Here is a 20696-nt window from a genome sequence, read left to right on the forward strand (position 1 = left end):
AGGGCCCTGCGGGCCTGTTGGGCTTGAATCTGGTTGCCGGGCGTGTGGCCCGCTGCACTGCGCACCACCAGGCTTGCAGGCCGACGCGGCCCGCCTGTGTTGCGCAAAACCTCGGATTTTATCGTTTTTCTGTGCAAAAACGAAGTAGCTGTGTGACCAAGTCGTCCTGGGCGCACAGGATTTGACGCGCCGCAAGCACGCAGTCGCGCCAGGCTGCGGGTTCCACCGGGGGCAGGGGGCCGTCGTTCAGGCCGTTCCAGACCCGGTGGAAATGACGCAGGCTGGGCGGCGCCTGCAGCCAGTCCAGGAAGGCTTCGAGCTTGTCTTCGTGGGCGCCGTCGTCTTGCGGGTAAATGTGCCAGACCAGGGGCTGACCCGCCCACAGGGCGCGCACCAGCGAGTCCTCGCCGCGCACGAAGTTGAGGTCGCAGGCGCGCAGCTTGGCGTCAAACTCAGGCTGGGGCACGGGTTGGGCGTAGTCAATGTGCAGCCAGTCGGTTGCCTGGGGGGACGGGGTGTTCGCTGGGGTGTTGTGGGCGCGGGCGGCCTCGGCGGCCCGCACCGCCGCGGTGGGGCGTCCCGGCATCACATGCAGGCGCACTGGCCGGCCTGCCAGGCCCTCTCGGTGCAGTCGGCTCAGCCAGGGCGCCAGGCCCGCGGGTTCGTAGCAAAACAGCGAAACCAGCCACTCTTCGCCTTGCACGCCCAGGGCAGTGCGCTGCCGTTGGCGTTCGCCCGCGGGCGGGTCGTCGGCCACACCGGGCTCGCGCAGCAGGCCACCGGTGCGCGGCGTGAAGCCGGGGTAGAAGAACCACTTGCCCAGGCCCGCGGCCGGGCCGCTCAGGATGGGCGAGGGCAGGGCGTGGCAGCGTTCCACCCAGGCCTCGGCGGACAGGTATTCCAGGTTGATCCACACCGGCGCCGGGCCTGGGGAGGCCACTCGCTGGGCCACTAGGCCGGCATCGATCTCGCAGCCAAAGGCTTCGATCAGACCGTCGGCCGGGGGCAGGTCGGCGAAGGCGCTGGGGCTCAGTGGGCGCGTCCAGGGGTGCACGCTGACACCATTCGCGCCTTGCGGCGCCATCCAGGCCAGAGCGCTGGCGTCGTCCACCCACAGGCGCACCTGCTGGCCGCGCCGGGCCAGGTCGGCGGCCAGGCGCCAGGCGACGCCGAGGTCGCCGTGGTTGTCAATGACGGTGCAAAAAAGGTCCCAGAGCATGGCAGTGTGTGGAGTCAAGACCGCCATTGTCCCTGCGCGGCGAGGCCACTCGCCGCCAGGGGCACGCGCGCGCAGCCGCTGGGGCCACAATACGGCCCCATGTCTGATGTGCACTCCGAACAGCTGCTGTCCGAGGTGGCGGCCTTGCCCGCCTTGCCTGGGGTCTACCGTTACTTTGATGCCGATGGCCTGCTGCTTTATGTGGGCAAGGCGCTCAACCTCAAGCGTCGGGTGTCGAGCTATTTTCAGAAGAACCACGGCGGCACCCGCATCGGTCACATGGTCAGCAAGATCGTGCGCATGGAGACCACCGTGGTGCGCTCCGAGGCCGAGGCCCTGCTGCTCGAAAACAACCTCATCAAGACGCTCAACCCCAAGTACAACATCCTGTTCCGGGACGACAAGAGCTACCCCTACCTCAAGCTGGCCAGCCACAGCTTTCCCCGCATGGCCTACTACCGCGGCGCGGTGGAAAAAAAGCACCGCTACTTCGGGCCTTACCCCAGCGCGTGGGCGGTGAAGGAAACCATCCAGTTGCTGCAGAAGGTGTTTCGCCTGCGCACCTGCGAGGACACGGTGTTCAACAACCGCACCCGGCCTTGCCTGCTGTACCAGATCAAGCGCTGTTCCGGGCCTTGTGTGGACCTGGTGTCGCCGGCGGATTACGCCCGCGATGTGGCCGATGCCGAGCGCTTCTTGCGCGGCGAGGCGCAGGGCGTGCTCAGCGAGATGGAGGGCCGCATGATGGCCCACGCCGAGCGGCTGGAGTTTGAGCAGGCCGCCGAGATCCGCAACCAGATGACGGCCTTGTCGCGCGTGCTGCACCAGCAGTCCATGGACACCGCGTCCGATCAGGACGTCGACATCCTGGCCGTGAAGGTGCAGGGCGGGCGCGCCTGCGTCAACCTGGCCATGGTGCGTGGTGGGCGCCACCTGGGCGACCGGCCGTACTTCCCGGTGCATGTCGAGGACGCTGTGGCCTTGTCCGAGTGGGCCGAGGGCGGTGCCGACACGGCGCCCGCCCCCGAGGGGGCGGGGCTCGAGGCGTCGGAAACCTCTGCCGCCCCGGCGGCCCCGGCGACCGCCCCCGTGCCGGTCGAGGTGCGGGTGCTGGAGGCGTTCATTGCGCAGCATTACCCGGGGGTGCCGGTACCGTCGGTGCTGGTGACCAGCGTGCCGGTCGACAAGCGTTTGCTGGCGGCTTTGTCGGAGCAGTGCGGGGTCAAGATCAATGCCGTGCACAACCCGCGCGAGCAACGCCGCATCTGGCTCGAGATGGCGCAGAAGAACGCCGACCTGCAACTGGCGCGCTTGTTGTCCGAGGAAGGCTCGCAGCAGGCCCGCACGCGTGCCCTGGTCGAGGCACTGGACCTCAGCCCCGACGACCTGGACCAGTTCCGCGTCGAGTGCTTTGACATCTCCCACACCGCGGGCGAGGCGACCCAGGCCTCGTGTGTGGTGTTTCAGCAGCACAAGATGCAAAACAGCGAGTACCGGCGCTTCAACATCGAGGGCATCACCGGAGGCGATGACTATGCGGCCATGCGCCAGGTGCTGACGCGCCGTTACAGCAAGGTCGCTGAGGCCCTGCGCGAGGCGGGCGGTGCCGCGCCGTCGCCTGGGCAGGCCCGTTTGCCGGATCTGGTGCTGGTGGACGGCGGCAAGGGCCAGGTGTCGATGGCGCGCGAGGTGTTCGAGTCGTTGGGCCTGGACCTGTCGGTCATCGTCGGGGTCGAGAAAGGGGAGGGCCGCAAGGTCGGGCTGGAGGAGTTGGTGTTCGCCGATTGCCGTGACAAGGTCTACCTGGGCAAGGACTCGGCGGCGCTGATGCTGGTGGCCCAGATCCGCGATGAGGCGCACCGCTTCGCCATCACCGGCATGCGGGCGCAGCGCGCCAAGGTGCGCGTCGGTGGCAGCCGGCTCGAGGACATCCCAGGCGTGGGCCCCAAGAAGCGCGCCCGCCTGCTGCAGCGCTTTGGCGGCGTGCGCGGCGTGGCCGCGGCCAGCGTGGCCGACCTCAGCACGGTGGACGGCATTTCAGCCGACCTGGCCGAGGAGATCTACCGCGCCCTGCACTGACGCCCAGGCCGGGGCACCAGGGCTGTGCCTGATTTGGCACCGTTGTCAGACAGACGAAGGTCAAGGCGTGACACAATTGGTGCATGTTCTTCACGATCCCCACCCTCATGACCTGGACGCGCATTGTCGCGATCCCTTTGATCGTGGGGGTGTTCTACTCGCCGCTGGATCCGGCCATGCGCAACCTGATCGCCACGGTCATGTTCGTGGTCTTCGCGGCCACCGACTGGCTGGACGGGTTTTTGGCGCGCAAGCTCAATCAGACCTCGTCGTTCGGCGCCTTCCTTGACCCGGTGGCAGACAAGTTCCTGGTCTGCGCCTCCTTGCTGGTGCTGGTGCATCTGCAACGCGCCGACGTGTTTGTGGCCCTGATCATCATCGGCCGTGAAATCGCCATCTCGGCGTTGCGCGAGTGGATGGCCCAGATCGGCGCTTCCAAGAGCGTGGCGGTGCACATGCTCGGCAAGCTCAAGACCACCGTGCAGATGGTGGCGATCCCCTTCCTGCTTTTTGATGGCACCGTGTTCGGCGTCATCGACACCGGCACCTGGGGCACCTGGTTGATCTGGGCCGCTGCCGTGTTGACGGTCTGGTCCATGGTGTACTACCTGCAAAAAGCCTTGCCGGAGATTCGGGCCCGCGTGAAATGAGTTCGGGCTCCACGCCTGGCCCGGCGGGGCCTGCGGGTGGGCCTCCCGCCTCGGCTTGGGCGCAGCACGGGTTGGCGGCCATGCCCGCGGTGTTTGTGCTGATCTGGAGCACTGGCTTTGTCGTGGCGCGCTATGCCATGCCCCACGCCCCCCCTTTCACCTTCTTGACCGTGCGCTACGCGCTTTCGGTGCTGTGCTTTGTCGCCTGGGTTGGGTGGGCTCGGGTGCCCTGGCCATCCAACCGGGCCCAATGGGGGCACTTGGCGGTGACCGGGGCGCTGATGCATGCGGGCTACCTCGGCGGCGTCTGGAGCGCTGTCAAGCTGGGCATGGGCTCGGGCCTGACGGCGCTGATCGTGGGTTTGCAACCGGTGCTGACCGCGGTGTGGATGTCCGCCCAGGGCGGTCCGGTGACGCGCTGGCAATGGCTGGGTTTGGGGCTGGGCTTTGGTGGGCTGGTGCTGGTGGTCAGTGCCAAGCTGTCGGTTGGCCAGGAGGTCACCGCCACCACCCTGAGCCTGGCGGTGTTGGCCTTGCTGAGCATCACCACGGGCACCCTGTACCAAAAGCGGCATGTGCAGCCCTGCGATGTGCGCAGCGCCAGTGCGGTGCAATTGTTCGCTGCCTGCTGCGTCAGCCTGCCGCTGGCGTGTCTGGAGCCGCAGGCCATGGACTGGCATCCCGAGTTGATCGGGGCCATGGCCTGGTCGGTGCTGGCTTTGTCGCTGGGCGGCAGCTCGCTGCTGTACCTGTTGATTCAGCGGGGCGCGGCCACCCGGGTCACCAGCCTGCTTTACCTGGTACCGCCGTGCACCGCGGCCTTGGCCTGGCTGCTGTTTGGTGAGGCCATCACCGGGGCCACCGTGTTGGGCACAGCCCTGACGGCGCTGGGCGTCAGCTGGGTGTTGCGCGCCCCCAAGCCCTGAGTCCCGCGGGCCGGGTGCGACCAGGCTCGGGGGACTAGGGGTGGTCAGGTCACGGGCGCGGCAGCCAGGGTTCGCTCTGGAAGCGGTCGCGCAGGAAATCGATCAACAAACGCACCCGGCGCGGCGTGCGCGCCTGCCAGGGCATCAGCCAGTGGATGTCGGCGTCGGCCATGCTCCAGTCGGGCAGCACCTGCACCAGACGGCCGTCTTGCAGGGCGCCGGCAATGTCCCAGCGGCTGCGCAGCATGATGCCGTGGCCCGCCAGGCACCAGTCGCGCACCAACTCGCCCGAGTTGCTGCTGAGGTCGCCGCGCACTTCGACACGTTGGACTGCCTTGGACCGGCCCTGGCTGCTGTGCAGCGTCCAGTGGTCAAAGCGCTGGCTGGCGTCGCCGCCGTTTTCGCGCACCACCAGGCACTGGTGCTGGCTCAGCTCGCCGGGTTGGTCGGGGCGACCGTGCCGCTGCAGGTAGGCCGGGGCGGCCACCAGCACACGCTGGTTGCGCGCCAGGCGCTTGGCCACCCATTCCGAGGCGCGGTGGCCCGGCAGGTTCCACAGCCACACCGCGCCGTCGTAGCCCTCGACCGCGAGGTCGGGCAACTGCTCCATCAGTTGCATTTGCACCTGCACCTGGGGGTGGCGGGCCTGAAACTCCGCCACCGCAGGCCCCAGCCACAGCCGGCCAAAGCCAAAGGTCGCCACCAGGCGGATCAGGCCGGTGGGCTCGGACTGGCGTTCGCGCAGCTCGGCCTCCGCTCTTTGAAAGCCTTGCAACAGCCCTTGGGCGTGTTCGCACAGCGCCTCGCCGTCCGCCGTGGGGCTCACCTTGCGGGTGGTGCGCTGGAACAGCCTGAGCTTCAACGTGCTCTCCAGGGCGGCCAGGCGCTTGGTCACCGCGGGCGGGGTGACCCGCAGGGTGCGCGCGGCGGCGGTCAGGCTGCCGTGCTGCCGGATGGCGAGCACCAGCTCGAGATCAGCGCGTTCCATTGCTTCCTCATTGGAAATAATTGATTGCCCGATTATTGCTGGCATCCGCGCTAAGCTTGTCGCATACCAAGATTTGGAGACCCGCATGGCGTTGCAAGCCTGGGGCCCGGTGAGCGGGCCACGACCGCAGATGGCAAGTGCCGCTGCATGGCAGGGGGTGAATCGCTTCGGCGGCACCGTCCAGCGTGGAGGCGCTTGCCCATGCTGAGCGCTTTTGCCACCGACACCGTGGTGCGCGACGGCGTCCACCTGCACACCCGCCGCGCGGGGCAGGGCCCGGCCTTGCTGCTGCTGCACGGCCACCCCCAAACCCATGCCATGTGGCACCGGGTCGCCGACAGCCTGGCGCAGCGTTTCACGGTGGTGATGATGGATTTGCGCGGCTATGGCGACTCCGACCGACCCGCGCCGCACCCGCAGCACCTGAACCACTCGCGGCGCGCCATGGCGCTGGACGCTGTGGCAGTGATGCAGCACCACGGCTTTGACCGCTTTCAGGTGCTGGCCCACGACCGTGGCGCCCGCGTGGCCCACCGCCTGGCCGCTGACCAGGGGGAGCGGGTCGAGCGCCTGATGCTGCTGGACATCGCCCCCACCTTGGCGATGTACGAGCACACCGGCGAGGCCTTCGCGCGGGCTTACTGGCACTGGTTCTTCCTGATCCAGCCACCGCCGTTGCCCGAAGCGCTGATCGACAGCGATCCGGTGCGCTACCTGCGTCAGGTGATGGGCAAGCGGCACGCGGGGCTGGCGGCTTTTGCGCCGGAGGCCCTGGCCGAGTACGAGCGCTGCATTGCCCGACCCGGCAGCGCGCAGGCGATTTGCGAAGATTACCGGGCCAGCGCCGGGATCGACCTCGAGCACGACCGCAGCGATGTGCAGGCGCAGCGCCTGCTGACCCAGCCGCTGCGCGTGTTGTGGGGCGACAAAGGCGCTGTGGGGGCTAATTTCGATGTCCTGGGTTTGTGGCGCGAACGTGCCGTGTCGGTGTCCGGCCGGGCCTTGCCCTGTGGTCACTACATCGCCGAGGAGGCGCCCGCCCTCTTGTTGCAAGAAGCGTTTGAATTTTTCAGGAGTTGATTGACATGAGCCAGAAACGAATCGCCGTCATCGCCGGGGACGGCATCGGCAAGGAAGTGATGCCCGAAGGCCTGCGCGTGATGGACGCGGCCGCCCGCAAGTTCGGCATCGACCTGCACTTTGACCACTTCGATTTTTCGAGCTGGGACTACTGCGAAAAGCACGGCAAGATGCTGCCCGACAACTGGAGGGACCAGATCGGGGGTCACGACGCGATCTACTTTGGGGCCGTCGGGTGGCCCGACAAGATCGCCGACCATGTCTCGCTGTGGGGCTCGCTGCTGCTGTTCCGCCGTGAGTTCGACCAGTACATCAACCTGCGCCCGGCGCGCCTGATGCCCGGCATCATTGCCCCGGTGGTGCGCCGCGATGGCAGCCCGCGCCTGCCCGGTGAAATCGACATGTACATCGTGCGCGAGAACACCGAAGGCGAATACTCCAGCATCGGTGGGCGCATGTTCCCCGGCACCGAGCGCGAGATCGTGATGCAAGAGACGGTGATGTCCCGCATCGGCGTGGACCGCGTGCTCAAGTTCGCGTTCGAGCTGGCCCAGTCGCGCCCCAAGAAGCACCTGACCAGCGCCACCAAGTCGAACGGCATCGCCATCACCATGCCGTACTGGGACGAGCGCGTGGCCGAGATGGCCAAGGCGTACCCGGGCATCAACGTCGACAAGTTCCACATCGATATCCTGACCGCGCACTTTGTGCAGCGACCGGACTTCTTTGACGTGGTGGTGGCCAGCAACCTGTTTGGCGACATCCTCAGCGACTTGGGCCCGGCCTGCACCGGTACCATCGGCATCGCCCCCAGTGCCAACCTCAACCCGGACCGCCTGTTTCCGTCGCTGTTCGAACCAGTGCACGGTTCGGCGCCCGACATCGCAGGCCAGAACATCGCCAACCCGATCGGTCAGATCTGGTGCGGCGCGATGATGCTCGAGTTCCTCGGCCACAAGGACGCCCACGACGCCGTGCTGGCCGCCATCGAGAAGGTGCTGGACCCCAAGAGCGGCGCCCCGCGCACCCGCGACATTGGCGGCACGGCCAGCACCACCGACCTGGGTCGCGCGATCGCCGAGGTGCTGTGAGCTGACCCGGCCGTGACGCCCGCCCTGAACTCTGACCGGTGCGTTGGGTGGGATGGGCGGCGTCGGCCAGACCTGCAAGCTGTCACCTGAGCGTCAGATCGCGGCGTTCAAAAAGGCGTCCAAGCGCGCTTTGAAGGCCTCAAAAAGGGTCTAAAATCCGCGTCCGCGCTGTTGCAAAACAGCCCGTCATATTGACACCGTGAAGGTCCATCGTTTTAATCTGCACAGCAGTTGAGACTGCGACAAAGGCCTCCCGCTCAGCGGAAAAACCCATCGATTGATGGCTCCGTTGAGGGGAGGCAAGATTTTTGATGAGACGCACAGATCAACACTATTTCTGAACGAGGGGCTCCTTGTGAATAAGACCGAATTGATTGAGCACATTGCCAACAACGCCGACATCTCCAAGGCTGCTGCCGCCCGTGCGCTGGAGTCGACGATCGAGGCTGTGAAGAAGACCCTGAAGAAGGGCGGCACTGTTTCTCTGGTTGGCTTTGGCACCTTCGCGGTGGGCAAGCGCGCGGCGCGTACCGGTCGCAACCCCCGCACTGGCGATACAATCAAGATCAAGGCAGCCAAGGTTCCCAAGTTTCGTCCAGGCAAGGCATTGAAAGATGCCTTGAACTGAGATCCAGTTCAGGTGGGGTGCTTAGCTCAGTTGGTAGAGCAGCGCCCTTACAAGGCGCGGGTCGGCGGTTCGAGCCCGTCAGCACCCACCACCACCGATGCAAAGGCGAACACATTGTTCGCCTTTTCTTTTTGTTCTTGAAAGATCGCCATGTTTGAGTCCATCCGCAAGCACTCGAAGATCGTCATGATCGTGCTGTTCTTGCTGATCATTCCTTCGTTTGTTCTGTTCGGTATCGATGGCTACAACCGAGCCATGGAAAAAGGCGTTGCCGTGGCCAAGGTCGATGGCCACGACATCAACCAAGGCGAATGGGACGTGGCCCACAAGAACGAAGTCGAGCGTCTGCGCGTCCAGATGCCCGACATCGACGTCAAGCGTTTCGAGACCCCCGAGGCCCGCTACGTGACCCTCGAGCGCATGGTGCGCGAGAAGGTCCTGTCGGCCGCCGCGACCTCGATGCACCTGGTGACCAGCGACCAGAAGCTGGCCCGTGCGTTGCAGGAAAACCCCACCATTGCTTCGCTGCGCCGCCCCGACGGCTCGCTCGATGTGGACCGTTACCGCCAGCTGTTGGCTGCTCAGGGCATGAGCCCCGAGATGTACGAGGCCAGCATGCGCGCCGACCTGTCGACCCGCCAGGTGTTGACCGGTATCAACGGCAGCGTGATCGCCCCCCCGGCACAGGCCAACGTGGCCTTGGGCGCCTTTTTTGAGCGCCGTGAAATCCAGGTGGCCCAGTTCCGCCCGGCCGACTTCACCAGCCGCGTGACCCCCAGCGACGCCGACCTCGAAACCTTCTACAAAACCAACACCAACCGTTTCCAGTTGCCTGAGCGCGCCACGGTCGAGTACGTGGTGCTGGACCTGGAAGCCGTGAAGAGCAGCATCAGCGTCAACGAAGGCGACCTCAAGACTTACTACGAGCAAAACACCGCTCGCCTGGCCGCCAAGGAAGAACGCCGCGCCAGCCACATCCTGATCACGGCCCCCAAGGACGCTCCGGCTGCCGACCGCGAAAAAGCCAAGGCCAAGGCCGACGCCCTGCTGGCCGAAGTGCGCAAGGCCCCGAACAGCTTCGCCGATGTAGCCCGCAAGAACTCGCAAGACCCCGGCTCGGCCCCCAAGGGCGGTGACCTGGATTTCTTCGCCCGTGGTGCGATGGTCAAGCCCTTTGAAGACGCCGCTTTTGCGCTGTCCAAGGGCGACATCAGCGAGGTGGTCGAATCCGACTTCGGCTACCACATCATCAAGCTGGTCGACATCAAGACCCCGCGTCAGAAGAGCTTCGAGGAACTGCGCCCCGAACTCGAGGCCGACCTCAAGCAACAGCAAGCCCAGCGCAAGTTCGCTGAAGTGGCCGACACCTTCACCAACCTCGTCTACGAGCAGGCTGACAGCCTGAAGCCGGTGGCCGAGCGCCTGAAGCTGACCGTTCGCACCTTCAAGGACCTGACCCGCGCTGGCGCCGACAACGTGCCTGCCACGCTGGGCAACCCCAAGGTACTCGAAGCCATCTTCTCGCCGGAATCGGTGAGCAAGAAGCGCAACACCGAAGCCGTGGAAGTGGGCCCGAGCCAACTGGTGGCGGCCCGCATCACCGACTACACCCCATCCCGCATCCAGTCCTTTGACGAAGTCAAGGCCAAGGTGCGTGAACTGTGGGTGGCCGACCAAGCCGCCGTGCTGGCCCGCAAGGAAGGCGCTGAGAAGCTGGCCCAGTGGAAGGAAAGCCCGGCCGCCGCCAAGCTGGCCTCGGCCGTGGTCATCTCGCGCGATGACACCCAGAAGCAAGCGGCCCCGGTGGTCGACGCCGCCCTGCGCATCCGCGCCAGTGCCTTGCCGGCCTGGGTGGGGGTGGACCTGGGTTCGCAAGGTTATGCCGTGGTTCGCGTGACCAAGGTGGTGCCGCGCACCGGCGTGGACGAAGCCCGTGCCCTGCAAGAGCGCGGCCAGTACGCCCAGTGGTGGGCCGCGGCCGAAACCCGCGCCTACTACGAGTACCTGGCGGACAAGTTCAAGGCGCAGATCAAGACGCCGAAGCCCGCTGCAAATTCTTCTGAAGAAAAGTCGTCAATTGGCGGATAAGCGGAAAAAGCAGTATATAATCTAGACCTTGCGGTGGCTGTAGCTCAGTTGGTAGAGTCCAGGATTGTGATTCCTGTCGTCGTGGGTTCGAGTCCCATCAGCCACCCCAACTGATACCGAAAAGCCCGCTGTCGATGAGACAGCGGGCTTTTTTTTTGGTCCCTGCCCAGGCCCCCCGCTGGGCCGCGACGTCCAGATCCGTGTTGCGGTCCCGCGTGTGAGGGGTCGATCAGGCCCTGCGCCTGATTCGCCCCGTCGATTGCCTAAAATTCAGCGCCTATGTACAACGAAATCCGTGTTTTAGACCAGCAGATCGCCGAACTCAGCGCCCGCCGCGAAGCCCTGTTCCAAAGCAAGCGACAAGAAGCGGTGCAGTTGGCCAGGGCCCTGGTTCAGCAGTTTCAACTCACCCCTGCGCAGGTTCAACTCAGTTCCTTGAGCCGGAGCCGCGCGCCCGTGAAGCTCAAGCGCCCAGCCACCTTCTACGACCCCAACCGAGGCTTGTCCTGGGACGGCACGGTGACGGGCCCTGGTCGCAAACCGGACTGGATCAAAGCCGCCATCGAGGACGGGACGATCGAGTTTTTCCGCATTCAGGTGCAGAGCGCGACCAGCGCTTGAGGCGCCAGCTCGCCGCGCCGCGCTGCGGCGAGCCTGCCCCCCGACCCTTGCCATGGCGCTCAGCGCCAGCCACAGTGCGGTGCTCTCCATGCCACCGCCCCTGCCTGAACCCACGCCAAGCCGCAAACTGCTCACGGCAGGCCGCAAGCACCCCGCGTGACGCCAGGCGGCGGTAGGCGTGGCTGCGCCCGGAGCGATTGGACGGAGGGGCATTGCGCCAGTGCCCGCCGCGCAGGCGTGTGCCCCCCCCACGCAGAGTGGGCAATGTTTGCTTGAGGGCGCCACTGCAGGGCGCCGCCGGCCGACCCCTTGGATCGCTCCTTGAGGGCCGTGCCGCGGGTACCGACCCACCGGCAGGGCGGCCCCCGTTCATGTTGGGGCTGGGTGGGCAGGCGCAGGCACCTTTCGCCAGGGATTAACCCATTTTCATTCAGTTTTTTTAGGAATGACCCTCTACTAAAGCCAGCTTTTTTTTGAGTGTCTTCATGCGTACCCTGCGGCCTGTACTTGCTATTAAGGAGCTGACGATGAAGAAACTCTTATCTGTGCTGGCTGTGGTGCTCTCTTTGGGCATCGCGACCGTTTCCATGGAGGCCGAGGCTGCCAAGCGCATGGGGGGCGGCAAGTCGGTCGGCACCCAGCGGGAGGCGGTGCAGAACAAGGCGCCTGCGGCCCCAACGGCCCAGGGCAACCCCAGCACGGCGGCGGCCGCAGCGCCGGCCGCCGGTGCAGGGGCTGCCGCAGCGGCCAGCAAATCGTCATGGGCGGGCCCGTTGGCGGGTCTGGCCGCGGGTCTGGGCATTGCCGCCCTCGCTTCGCATTTCGGTTTCGGCGATGAACTGGCTTCGATGTTGATGATGGGCTTGCTGGCGTTTGCGGTGCTTGCCGTGATCGGCTTCGTGCTGCGTCGCCGTGCCCAGTCGGCCCAAGGGACGCGTCCGTCCATGCCGGGGCTGGTGCCTGCCGCGGTGGCCTCGGGGGCTGCCGACCCGGGTCACGCGCAGCCTGCAGCGTCTCAACCGAGTGCGCTCAACAGCTACAAGGTGGCCACGCCGGCCAGCACCGCCAGCGTGGCAACGGGCTCGGGCTCCTTGATCGGCTCGGCCCTGCAACCGGTGGCTTCGGCAGCGTCGGTGCCGGCTGACTTTGACCGGGCCAGCTTCGAGCACCATGCCAAGGCCAATTTCGTCCGCTTGCAAGCCGCCTACGACGCAGGGGTGGTCGATGAACTGCGGGACTTCACCTCGCCGGAATTGCTGGCCGAGTTGAAGCAGGAGCTCAGCGAGCGCGGCGCGGCCACACAGCGTGGCGAGGTCATGCAGCTTCAGGCCAAGGTGCTCGAAGTGGCTGAGGAATCGCAGCGCTACCTGGTCAGCGTTCAGTTCACAGGCTTCATGCGCTATGGCGCGGGCACCGACGACGAGGTGTTTGACGAGGTCTGGGTGCTGGCCAAGCCGATCCACGGGCAGGGCGGCTGGGTGCTGACGGGCATCCAACAAATGGGCTGAACCTGAGCGCTCAGGCCATCAACGGCATCCGGGCTGGCCCCGGGTGCCGTTTTGTTTTGGGGGCATGTCATTCGAGCGTGGGGCACCGAACGGTTGGCCACGCCGTCGCTCATGGAGGCCGGGCCGCTGGGCCGTGGTAGGGCCAGTCTCAGCCCAAGTCCCTTGCCGGGGCGTTCCCACGGCATCCAGGTGGGGGGGGGCATGCGTAGGCGCCGCTGCGCCGTGAGCGTCAACCAACGACGGCAGAGGGCAGAGGAAAGGTCAGAGTTAGTTCCGAAGCAGGCCAGAAGCAGGCCAGAAGTGCGACAGAAGCCCGACAAAAGCCCGACAGAGCCGGGCTGGCGCTTCTCGCCCTCGGCTTCCAGCCTTGTCAGGCGCTGATGCGGTCGGCACCGTTGGTGCCACGGGGCCCTTGCCCCTCCACGCGCTGCCTCTTGGTCAGGGGCGCAGTTTGCGGCGGCGCCACTGCAGCGTCACGCGCAAGCGCCAGACCAGTTTGACGCCTGCATAACCGGCGGCGGCGCTCCCGATGGCCAAGGTCGCCATGCCGACCAGAGCCGGCCACCCATAGCGGCTCAGCCACTGGCTGAGCCCGGCAGCGGTGGGCCCATCTGCCTGGGCGGGGGCCCCCAGCACCCAGGCGCCCAGGTGGTAGGCCAGCCACAGCCAAAAGCCGATCGTCAGCGGGTTGGTCACCAGCGTCATCAGCGCTGCCACCGGGATGTTGGCCCGCCAGACGCTGCAGTGCGCCACCGCAGCGACGATCTGCCCGGCTGGCAACACAAAGGCCCAGAAGAGGCCAACCGCCGCGCCACGCGCGACGGACTCGTGTCGCAGCCGCCAGAGGCTGGGGTGCAGCAACCGGCCCGCCAGGGGCTTCAACCAGGGGTGCTGGGTGAACTGGTCAGGGTGTGACCACGAGGCGAAATGGCGGCGCCACCAAGACGGAATGGGGTCTGACATGGGCGATGTCCCAGGTTGGAAATACCGCGATGGTGCGGGTTGTCTGGGGGTTTTGTGCGCAGGTCCAGGCGCATCATCATTCCTGTTTTTACGAAGTATTTGATCGCCATGTTTCGTATTTATTGACTATATTTTGAAGCACCCCATTCACTTTCTCTGACGATCAAGGCGCTTTATGCAAACCATCGCTCCACTCTGGTTATGGCTCACCTTCGGTGGCATCGTTCTGGTGTCGCTGTTCATCGACTTTGTCGTGTTGCGCAAGCAGGGCGCGCACGAGATGGGGGTCAAAGAGGCCCTCAACTGGTCGCTGGTGTGGATTGCACTGAGCTTCTTGTTCAACGGACTCCTGTGGTGGGCCGTGAAGGACACCACGGGCTCTGCCGACCTGGCCAACACCCGCTCGCTGGAGTTCCTGACCGGCTACCTGATTGAGAAGTCATTGGCGGTCGACAACATCTTTGTCTTCCTCATGATCTTCACCTACTTCGCGGTGCCCCCGGCGTTCCAGAAGCGCGTGTTGATGATCGGCATCGTGGGTGCCATCGTGTTGCGCACGGTCATGATCCTGGTGGGGGGCTGGCTGCTGTCGGAGTTCCACTGGGTACTCTATGTCTTCGGCGCCTTCTTGCTGCTGACGGGCATCAAGATGTGGTGGGCGGCTGGCAAGGAGCCCTCGCTGGACGACAACCCCGCCCTCAAGCTGCTGCGCCGCCTGCTGCCGGTCAGTCAGCAGTACGACGGTGAGAAGTTCTGGACCGTGGAGAACGGCAAGCGCATCGCCACGCCCCTGTTCATGGTGATCTGCCTGATCGCGCTGACCGATGTGATCTTTGCGGTGGATTCGATCCCGGCCATCTTCGCCATCACCAGTGACCCGTTCATTGTGCTGACCAGCAATGTGTTTGCCATCCTGGGCTTGCGGGCCATGTACTTCCTGTTGGCGGCCGTGGCCAGCAAGTTCCACCTGCTGAACTACGGTTTGGCCGTGATCCTGATGTTCATCGGTGCCAAGATGTGCCTGATCGATGTCTACAAGGTGCCGGTGCTGGTGTCGCTGGGGGTGGTGGTGGGCATTCTGGTGCTGACCATGGTGCTGAGCCTGCGCACCGCGGCACCTGAATCCAGGGCCTGATCGCCCTCGGTTGGCGAGCCCAGGGCCCCGGAGCGGCAACGCTCCGGGGCCCTGGCGCTTGAGCGCCCGCCCCCCTCTCAGGTGGCCGCTTGCAACAGGCGCTGCACCATGGGGTGCTGCACTTTGCGCTCGGTGCCGATGGCGTAGAAGTGTTCCGTGACGCCGTCGCAGGGGCCAATGTGTCGCACGGCATAGCGGGTCTGCAGGTCTTCGTGGGCCAGTTCGGAGGCGGGAAACACCCCCATGCCGCTGGCACCAAAGGTCTTGAGCAGCGCGCTGTCCTCGAATTCGCCGACCACCCGGGGGCGCACCCCCTGGCGTTCAAACCAATGGTCGATCCGGGCCCGCAGGGCGGTGTGGCCGGTGGGCAGAAGTACCGGGACATCGGCCAGGCAGCCCGGAAAGTGCTTGGCGCAGCTTTTGGCCATCGCCGCGGTGCCATACCAGGCGATCGACGACGTACCCATGGCGTGGCTGTAGAGCTTGATGTTGGGGTTGTTGGGGGCAGGCCGGTCGGACAGCACCACGTCCAGGCGGTGCAGTGCCAGTTCGCCCAGCAGGTCATCGAGCTCGCCTTCGTGGCACAGCAGCCGCAGGTGTTTGACCTCCATGACGGGGTTCAACAGGCTGCGCACCACCAGTTTGGACAGGCCATCACAGATGCCCACGGCCAGGCGCACCATGGGCGCACTGACCGCGTCGCGCACCCGGGCAGGCAGGCTCTCGCCAAGCTGGAAGATCTGGTCGGCCTGCTGCATGGCTGCGATGCCCGCATCGGTCAGCACCAGGCCGCGTCCTGCGGGCTTGAGCAGGGCGTAGCCCAGCGAGCGCTCCAGCTCCCGCACCTGGGCGCTGATGGTCTGCACCGCCATGTCCAGGCGTTCGGCGGCTTTGGAGATGCCGCCTTCTTTGGCGACCACCCAGAAGTAGTACAGGTGCTTGTAATTGAAGGCAGCGCTCATGTGTTTTTTTGGGAATATGGATTCCAAATTATCTGCTTTTACCGAAGTCAGTCCAACCCTATCTTCAGGGTTCTCATCACTCACAGGAGCCCCGTCATGCAGGTTATCTTTGAATCGCGTCACCCTGAAGGCCAGCCGCTGCGCGAGCAGTCCGTGGCGCGCGTGCGTTTTGCCATGCGCCGCCTGAGCGGGCTGGTGCCCCGGGTCAAGGTGCAGTTCTCCGACATCAACGGCCCCCGGGGCGGCGTGGACAAGCGCTGCCAACTGGCCCTGAGCACGGTGGGCGCGGCTGACGTGGTGGTCATCACCACCTTGGCCAGCGATTGGCGCACCGCGCTGGACCTGTCGCTGGGGCGCGCCACGCGCGCACTGACCCGGGCCCTGCGGCGCCAGCAGAAGCCGGTGAGGGCGCGCTTGATCCGCCCTGCGATGGAGGCCTGATGGTGGATGGACGCGCACGTGTACCCCATCACCGCATCCAACCGACCGCTTGAGTTCGGTCGTTCCAACTGACTTGAGACAGGAACTCCTCCATGCGCACCTATCCCCTGAACAGTCCGGCCGCTGCCGCTCGCATCATTGCCTTGACCCTCATCGCCGATCGCGACTTGAGCCCCTTGGAGCTCGATTGTCTGGCGCAGCAATCGGTGCCTGAGCAGTTGGGCTTGAGCCCAGAGGCCTTGCAAGGGGTTCTGGACGGCCTGTGTGTTGATCTGCAGGTTCACCAACTGATGCGCTGGGAACACGCCTGTCCGGTCGACTGGGTCACCCTGCAGTCACTGATGGATGAGATCAGTGACCCCGCGCTGCGTCGCCGGGTGCTGCGACTGTGCACCCAGTTGGCCGAGGTGGATCAGCATGTGGCTGTTGGGGAGTCCCTGGTGTTGCACGCGGCTCAAACGTGTTGGGGTTTGCCGGATCAACGGTGGTCTGCGCTGAGCGCCTGACCGCCATCGGGGGGACTGAGGCGCCTCAACCTCTTGGCCGCGGAGCTGCGTCGGTGCACGGTTGACCTGGAGCGCCATGCGGCGTCTCAGGCGCCGTGGCGCGGGCAGGTGGGGACGCTGCCGTGGGGGGCCTGCGCTTGTTGGCTTGGCGCTGTCTGCGCGCAGGGCACCGCGGCGTGCGGTTGGCGGGATCCGCCTGAGCGCCGCCCCACCCACCCAGGGCGGGCGGCGGCCACATTCACAGGTCCAGCACCAGGCGCGGCGAGCGCGAGCGCGAGCAGCACGGCAGGCACTGGTCGTTGGCGGCTTGCTCTTCTTCGGTGAGGTAGCTGTCGCGGTGGTCGGGCTGGCCCGACAGCACCCGGGTCAGGCAGGTGCCGCACACCCCCTGCTCGCACGAGGTCATCAGCCGCACACCAGCCTGCTCCAGCGCCTGCGCGATGGTCAGCTCGGGGGGCACGGTGACCACCAGCCCGCTGCTGGCGATCTCGACCTCGAACTCCGCGTCATCGGGCAGGCTTTGCACCGTGGCCTGAAAGACTTCGCTGTGCAACTGCGCCTCGGGCCAACCGGCCTGGCGCGCGGCGCCCAGCACCGCGTCCATGTAGCCCTTGGGGCCGCACACATACAGGTGCGTACCCGCCTGGGGCTGGGCCAGCAGCGCCGCCAGGTCCAGCTTCTGGGCCGCATCGCCGTCATCGAAATGGGTCTGCACGTGGGGCTGCAGGTCGGCCTCGGCCAGGCGTGGCAGGAAGGCCGCCTGGTCGCGGCTGCGGGCGCTGTAGTGCAGGCTGAACGACTGGCCCTGGCGCGCCAGGTGCTGGGCCATGCTCAGCAGCGGCGTGATGCCAATGCCCCCGCCCAACAGCAGGTGGTGCTGGGCTTGGGGTGCCAGCTCAAAGTGGTTGACCGGGGCGCTGATGGTCAGGGTCTGGCCAGCTTGCAGAGCATGCACGGCGCGCGAGCCCCCTCGCGACGCCGGGTCCAGCAGCACGCCGAGTCGGTACACGCCGCCCTCATCGGGCGCGTTGACCAGCGAGTAGGGGCGCACCAGGCCCGGGGCCAGGTGCAGGTCGAGGTGGGCGCCCGGGGTGAAGCCGGGCAGGCTTTGGCCGGGCAAGGGCTCCAGTTCGAGCCGGCAGATCTGGGCGGTCTCGGCGCTCTTGCGCGCCAGGCGCACGGTCAGGGTAGTGGCGGTCATCGGGGGCCTCTCACACCGTGGCCGCAGCGGGGGCGGTGCGTTCGGCTGCGATCAGTCGGTCAATCACCCGACGGGCTTGCACACCACCGGCGTCGATGTTGAGCATCAACAGTTGGCGATCGGGCCAGCGCAGCAGGTTTTGCTGCTGGCGCTCCAGCATCTCCTGGTCTTCCGCAAAGATGTTGCCTTGGCCCTGGCGGATCTGGTCGGTCAGCGCCGGGTCTTGGGGCTTGAACCGGCGCGCCATGCCCCAGAAGTAATGGATCGAGGTGGCGGTCTCCGGCGTGATGAAGTCCACCACGATGCTCGAGGCCTTGACCGAGTCGGGCGCGTCATAGCCGCCGTGACCGGCCAGCGCCACCCCCACCTCGATCAGCACATGGCTGGGCGGCGTGAAATGGCAGATTTGCCAGCGGTCCACCAACTGATCGTCGGGCAGGCCGTTCATGCGCAGGGCCATCTGCCAGAACGGCGGCGGCTTGATGCCATTCATGAACCGGCTGGTGATCACCTCATCGCCTTCGACACGGGTCTGGCACGGGGTTTCGTCGATTTCGGGCTGGCCAATGCTGGTCGAGTGCACATAGGTCTCGTGCGTCAGGTCCATCAGGTTGTCGACCATCAGGCGGTAGTCGCAGGCAATGTGGTACAGGCCGCCGCCGTAAGCCCATTCGTCGTTCTGGGCCCAGTGCAGGGCGGGGATCAGGTCGGCATTGGCTTGGGCCGGGTCACCGGGCCAGACCCAGATAAAGCCATGGCGTTCCACGGCCGGGAAGGCGCGCACCGCAGGGAAGCCGCGCACGCGCTGGCCGGGCATGGCCACGGTCTTGCCTTCGCAACCCATCTCCAGGCCGTGGTAGCCGCAGACCAGCTTGCCTTCGCAGACCCGGCCCAGGGACAGCGGCGCGCCGCGGTGCGGGCAAAAATCTTCGAGGGCCACCACTTGCTGCTCGGGACCGCGGTAAAACACCATGCGTTCGCCGCACACTTGGCGACCCAGCGGGCCCGCTTGGATCTCGTCGGGGGTGCAGGCGACGTACCAGGTGTTGAGGGGGAAGGTCATTGTCTCTTTCTCCGTGGGTTGGGTTCTAATGGATCCAATTCTAGGCAAATTTAGAAGAAAACTCAAAGAAAGTTCAAAAAATGGATCCAGAAAAGACTCAAGCCTCGGATTCGATCGGTGTGCTGGCCCATTTGCGCCAGCGCATCATGGAGGGCCATTTCCCGCCAGGCACCCGCTTGGCCGAGGAGGCCGTGGCCGAAGCCCTGGGGGTTTCGCGCACGCCGATCCGGCTGGCGTTTCGCACCCTGGAGCAAGAGGGCCTGCTGGAGAAGACTGGCAAGCGTGGCCTGGTGGTGCGTGATTTTTCCGAGGCTGATGTGCTGTGCGCCCTGGAAGTGCGCGGGGTGCTTGAAGGCCTGGCGGCGCGCCGCCTGGCCGAACGCGGTCTGAGTGCCGAGGTGCGTCAGCGCCTGCAGGCCTGCCTGGACCAGGGCGAGCGGGTGCTGGCGGCCGGCCACCTGCGGGCCGAGGACATTGCCGCTTGGAGCCAGCTCAACGATGCGTTCCACAACGCCATCGTGGGCGCCGCGGGCAGCCCGGTGATTGGCGACGCCATCACCCGCAACAACCACCTGCCTTTCGCCTCGGCGGCCTCCATCCGCATCGACCCCAAGGCACTGGACCGCGAGTTCGACAAGCTGCGCATCGCCCAGTTGCAACACCGCCTGGTGTTCGACGCGCTGGTGCGCGGCGAGTCGGCCCGCGTCGAGATGCTGATGCGCGAGCATGCCCACATCGGCCTGCGTTATGGCGATCTGCTGGGCCTGGGGGCAGGGCGATCGCCCCGGAGCGCGGAGGCCGCGCCTGGGGTTGCGCCGGACGCTAACAATTGATTACCAAGAAGCACAGACAAGGTGGCACAGATGGGGTGGGTGGCGCGTTAAGGTCAAACCATCACCTGAGGTGCTCCCGTGAAAAACAAGTTTTCTTTGTCTTTGAGTCAATTCCAGCAACGCGCCAAGTCAGGCCTTTTGTCCATCGCCTGGGTCGGGATCGCGGCCTTGGCGGCCTCGTTGAGCCCTGTGGCAGCGCAGGCGCAGACCTACATGAACATCACCCTGGGGGTGCCGTTGGCGCCGGGGGGCTACGGGCAGATTTCGATCGGCAACAACCCCATGCCACCCATCATCAACACCGCGCCTCTGATCGTTGGTCCGGTGGTGCATGGGGCGGCACCAATGTATCTGTATGTGTCCGATCTGGAGTACCGCCATTGGGCCCGCCACTGCCGCCGTTACCAGGCCTGTGGTCGTCCGGTCTACTTTGTGCGGGTCGATGAACGCCACCGCTGGTGGGATGGCCACCCCCCTGGCCATGCCCGGGACCGTGACGACCGCCCAGGCGAGCGCCGGGGTTGGGACCGTGGCGGCCCAGGCCATGGGCACCGCGGTGACCGGGATGATCGGGACCACCATGGCCCGGGCCGGGGTGAAGGCCGCGGCCACGGTGACCACTGAAGCGCGGAGCGTCGCCACGGCCTGGGGCCGCCCGACCTGCTGGGGCGCGGCCTGGCCATGACTCGCTCCCCGGCCAGGTGCAGCGCCGGT

General features: G+C 66.0%; 20 protein-coding genes and 2 tRNA genes. 16 read left to right on the top strand and 6 right to left on the bottom strand.

Features of this window, described 5'->3' with window-relative positions:
* Positions 1-118 precede the first annotated feature (118 nt).
* Positions 119-1219, bottom strand: coding sequence for an elongation factor P maturation arginine rhamnosyltransferase EarP (earP, locus tag PSQ40_RS05305; protein ID WP_273949342.1), 1101 nt, complete (start codon positions 1217-1219; stop codon positions 119-121).
* Between the two features lie 99 nt (positions 1220-1318).
* Between earP and uvrC the strand changes: the two genes are divergently transcribed.
* The 3 genes from uvrC to PSQ40_RS05320 all read left to right on the top strand — a co-directional run bounded on the left by uvrC (position 1319) and on the right by PSQ40_RS05320 (position 4874).
* Positions 1319-3298 carry an excinuclease ABC subunit UvrC gene (gene uvrC, locus PSQ40_RS05310; RefSeq protein ID WP_273949344.1) on the top strand — a complete coding sequence of 660 codons (1980 nt, stop codon included), beginning with the start codon at positions 1319-1321 and terminating at the stop codon, positions 3296-3298.
* Positions 3299-3381: 83 nt separating this feature from the next.
* A complete protein-coding gene (pgsA, locus tag PSQ40_RS05315; protein WP_273949346.1) occupies positions 3382-3948 on the top strand; it encodes a CDP-diacylglycerol--glycerol-3-phosphate 3-phosphatidyltransferase in 567 nt (188 codons plus the stop codon).
* Between the two features lie 80 nt (positions 3949-4028).
* Complete coding sequence (locus PSQ40_RS05320; protein WP_273949348.1) at positions 4029-4874, top strand: DMT family transporter; 846 nt, start codon at positions 4029-4031, stop codon at positions 4872-4874.
* A gap of 49 nt (positions 4875-4923) precedes the next feature.
* On the opposite strand, the gene PSQ40_RS05325 is transcribed toward PSQ40_RS05320, so the two are convergent.
* A complete protein-coding gene (locus PSQ40_RS05325; protein WP_273949351.1) occupies positions 4924-5862 on the bottom strand; it encodes a LysR family transcriptional regulator in 939 nt (312 codons plus the stop codon).
* Between the two features lie 201 nt (positions 5863-6063).
* Here PSQ40_RS05325 and PSQ40_RS05330 point away from each other — a divergent pair, with 201 nt between their 5' ends.
* The 8 genes from PSQ40_RS05330 (at position 6064) to PSQ40_RS05365 (ending at position 12878) form a co-directional block, all read left to right on the top strand.
* The gene (locus PSQ40_RS05330) at positions 6064-6942 is read left to right on the top strand and encodes an alpha/beta fold hydrolase (protein WP_273949354.1); all 879 of its coding nucleotides are present in this window, start codon (positions 6064-6066) and stop codon (positions 6940-6942) included.
* Between the two features lie 5 nt (positions 6943-6947).
* Entirely contained in the window at positions 6948-8033 is a 1086-nt protein-coding gene (locus PSQ40_RS05335) for a tartrate dehydrogenase (protein WP_273949356.1), read from the top strand.
* 355 nt (positions 8034-8388) lie between these two features.
* Positions 8389-8661 (top strand): HU family DNA-binding protein, encoded by a 273-nt coding sequence (locus tag PSQ40_RS05340; RefSeq protein WP_007858657.1) that lies wholly within the window; start codon positions 8389-8391, stop codon positions 8659-8661.
* Between the two features lie 15 nt (positions 8662-8676).
* Positions 8677-8752: transfer RNA gene (locus PSQ40_RS05345), tRNA-Val, on the top strand.
* A gap of 59 nt (positions 8753-8811) precedes the next feature.
* The gene (locus tag PSQ40_RS05350; protein ID WP_273949358.1) at positions 8812-10749 is read left to right on the top strand and encodes a SurA N-terminal domain-containing protein; all 1938 of its coding nucleotides are present in this window, start codon (positions 8812-8814) and stop codon (positions 10747-10749) included.
* 33 nt (positions 10750-10782) lie between these two features.
* Positions 10783-10858 (top strand) — tRNA-His (locus PSQ40_RS05355).
* 170 nt (positions 10859-11028) lie between these two features.
* Positions 11029-11370 (top strand): H-NS histone family protein, encoded by a 342-nt coding sequence (locus PSQ40_RS05360; RefSeq protein WP_273949362.1) that lies wholly within the window; start codon positions 11029-11031, stop codon positions 11368-11370.
* 527 nt (positions 11371-11897) lie between these two features.
* Positions 11898-12878 (top strand): Tim44 domain-containing protein, encoded by a 981-nt coding sequence (locus PSQ40_RS05365; protein WP_273949365.1) that lies wholly within the window; start codon positions 11898-11900, stop codon positions 12876-12878.
* A gap of 438 nt (positions 12879-13316) precedes the next feature.
* Here PSQ40_RS05365 and PSQ40_RS05370 read toward each other — a convergent pair whose 3' ends face one another.
* Entirely contained in the window at positions 13317-13841 is a 525-nt protein-coding gene (locus PSQ40_RS05370) for a DUF2062 domain-containing protein (protein WP_273949367.1), read from the bottom strand.
* Positions 13842-14016: 175 nt separating this feature from the next.
* On the opposite strand from PSQ40_RS05370, the gene PSQ40_RS05375 reads away from it, so the two are divergent.
* Positions 14017-14976: a TerC family protein gene (locus tag PSQ40_RS05375; RefSeq protein ID WP_273949370.1), complete on the top strand. Its 960-nt coding sequence runs from the start codon at positions 14017-14019 to the stop codon at positions 14974-14976.
* Between the two features lie 77 nt (positions 14977-15053).
* Here PSQ40_RS05375 and PSQ40_RS05380 read toward each other — a convergent pair whose 3' ends face one another.
* A complete protein-coding gene (locus PSQ40_RS05380) occupies positions 15054-15938 on the bottom strand; it encodes a LysR family transcriptional regulator (RefSeq protein WP_273949373.1) in 885 nt (294 codons plus the stop codon).
* Positions 15939-16034: 96 nt separating this feature from the next.
* On the opposite strand from PSQ40_RS05380, the gene PSQ40_RS05385 reads away from it, so the two are divergent.
* Complete coding sequence (locus tag PSQ40_RS05385) at positions 16035-16379, top strand: HPF/RaiA family ribosome-associated protein (protein WP_273949375.1); 345 nt, start codon at positions 16035-16037, stop codon at positions 16377-16379.
* Positions 16380-16471: 92 nt separating this feature from the next.
* On the top strand, positions 16472-16885 hold the full coding sequence (locus PSQ40_RS05390; protein WP_273949378.1) for a TerB family tellurite resistance protein: 414 nt from the start codon (positions 16472-16474) through the stop codon (positions 16883-16885).
* A gap of 238 nt (positions 16886-17123) precedes the next feature.
* On the opposite strand, the gene PSQ40_RS05395 is transcribed toward PSQ40_RS05390, so the two are convergent.
* Positions 17124-18086: a PDR/VanB family oxidoreductase gene (locus PSQ40_RS05395; RefSeq protein WP_273949381.1), complete on the bottom strand. Its 963-nt coding sequence runs from the start codon at positions 18084-18086 to the stop codon at positions 17124-17126.
* A 10-nt stretch (positions 18087-18096) separates the two neighbouring features.
* Positions 18097-19149, bottom strand: coding sequence for a Rieske 2Fe-2S domain-containing protein (locus PSQ40_RS05400; protein WP_273949383.1), 1053 nt, complete (start codon positions 19147-19149; stop codon positions 18097-18099).
* Positions 19150-19229: 80 nt separating this feature from the next.
* Here PSQ40_RS05400 and PSQ40_RS05405 point away from each other — a divergent pair, with 80 nt between their 5' ends.
* The gene (locus PSQ40_RS05405) at positions 19230-19982 is read left to right on the top strand and encodes a GntR family transcriptional regulator (protein ID WP_273949385.1); all 753 of its coding nucleotides are present in this window, start codon (positions 19230-19232) and stop codon (positions 19980-19982) included.
* A 78-nt stretch (positions 19983-20060) separates the two neighbouring features.
* On the top strand, positions 20061-20606 hold the full coding sequence (locus PSQ40_RS05410; RefSeq protein WP_273949387.1) for a hypothetical protein: 546 nt from the start codon (positions 20061-20063) through the stop codon (positions 20604-20606).
* Positions 20607-20696: the final 90 nt, after the last annotated feature.

The organism is Curvibacter cyanobacteriorum (assembly GCF_028649475.1).
Classification (GTDB): Bacteria; Pseudomonadota; Gammaproteobacteria; order Burkholderiales; family Burkholderiaceae_C; genus Curvibacter; species Curvibacter cyanobacteriorum.

Bases quoted from the DNA above. Each gene is read 5' to 3' on its own strand.
- PSQ40_RS05380 (WP_273949373.1), bottom strand. From the start codon at position 15,938: ATGAGCGCTGCCTTCAATTACAAGCACCTGTACTACTTCTGGGTGGTC.
- PSQ40_RS05360 (WP_273949362.1), top strand. From the start codon at position 11,029: ATGTACAACGAAATCCGTGTTTTAGACCAGCAGATCGCCGAACTCAGC.
- PSQ40_RS05330 (WP_273949354.1), top strand. From the start codon at position 6,064: ATGCTGAGCGCTTTTGCCACCGACACCGTGGTGCGCGACGGCGTCCAC.
- PSQ40_RS05390 (WP_273949378.1), top strand. From the start codon at position 16,472: ATGCGCACCTATCCCCTGAACAGTCCGGCCGCTGCCGCTCGCATCATT.
- PSQ40_RS05320 (WP_273949348.1), top strand. From the start codon at position 4,029: ATGCCCGCGGTGTTTGTGCTGATCTGGAGCACTGGCTTTGTCGTGGCG.
- earP (WP_273949342.1), bottom strand. From the start codon at position 1,219: ATGCTCTGGGACCTTTTTTGCACCGTCATTGACAACCACGGCGACCTC.
- PSQ40_RS05335 (WP_273949356.1), top strand. From the start codon at position 6,948: ATGAGCCAGAAACGAATCGCCGTCATCGCCGGGGACGGCATCGGCAAG.
- uvrC (WP_273949344.1), top strand. From the start codon at position 1,319: ATGTCTGATGTGCACTCCGAACAGCTGCTGTCCGAGGTGGCGGCCTTG.
- PSQ40_RS05395 (WP_273949381.1), bottom strand. From the start codon at position 18,086: ATGACCGCCACTACCCTGACCGTGCGCCTGGCGCGCAAGAGCGCCGAG.
- PSQ40_RS05350 (WP_273949358.1), top strand. From the start codon at position 8,812: ATGTTTGAGTCCATCCGCAAGCACTCGAAGATCGTCATGATCGTGCTG.
- PSQ40_RS05365 (WP_273949365.1), top strand. From the start codon at position 11,898: ATGAAGAAACTCTTATCTGTGCTGGCTGTGGTGCTCTCTTTGGGCATC.
- pgsA (WP_273949346.1), top strand. From the start codon at position 3,382: ATGTTCTTCACGATCCCCACCCTCATGACCTGGACGCGCATTGTCGCG.
- PSQ40_RS05370 (WP_273949367.1), bottom strand. From the start codon at position 13,841: ATGTCAGACCCCATTCCGTCTTGGTGGCGCCGCCATTTCGCCTCGTGG.
- PSQ40_RS05325 (WP_273949351.1), bottom strand. From the start codon at position 5,862: ATGGAACGCGCTGATCTCGAGCTGGTGCTCGCCATCCGGCAGCACGGC.
- PSQ40_RS05400 (WP_273949383.1), bottom strand. From the start codon at position 19,149: ATGACCTTCCCCCTCAACACCTGGTACGTCGCCTGCACCCCCGACGAG.
- PSQ40_RS05405 (WP_273949385.1), top strand. From the start codon at position 19,230: ATGGATCCAGAAAAGACTCAAGCCTCGGATTCGATCGGTGTGCTGGCC.
- PSQ40_RS05385 (WP_273949375.1), top strand. From the start codon at position 16,035: ATGCAGGTTATCTTTGAATCGCGTCACCCTGAAGGCCAGCCGCTGCGC.
- PSQ40_RS05375 (WP_273949370.1), top strand. From the start codon at position 14,017: ATGCAAACCATCGCTCCACTCTGGTTATGGCTCACCTTCGGTGGCATC.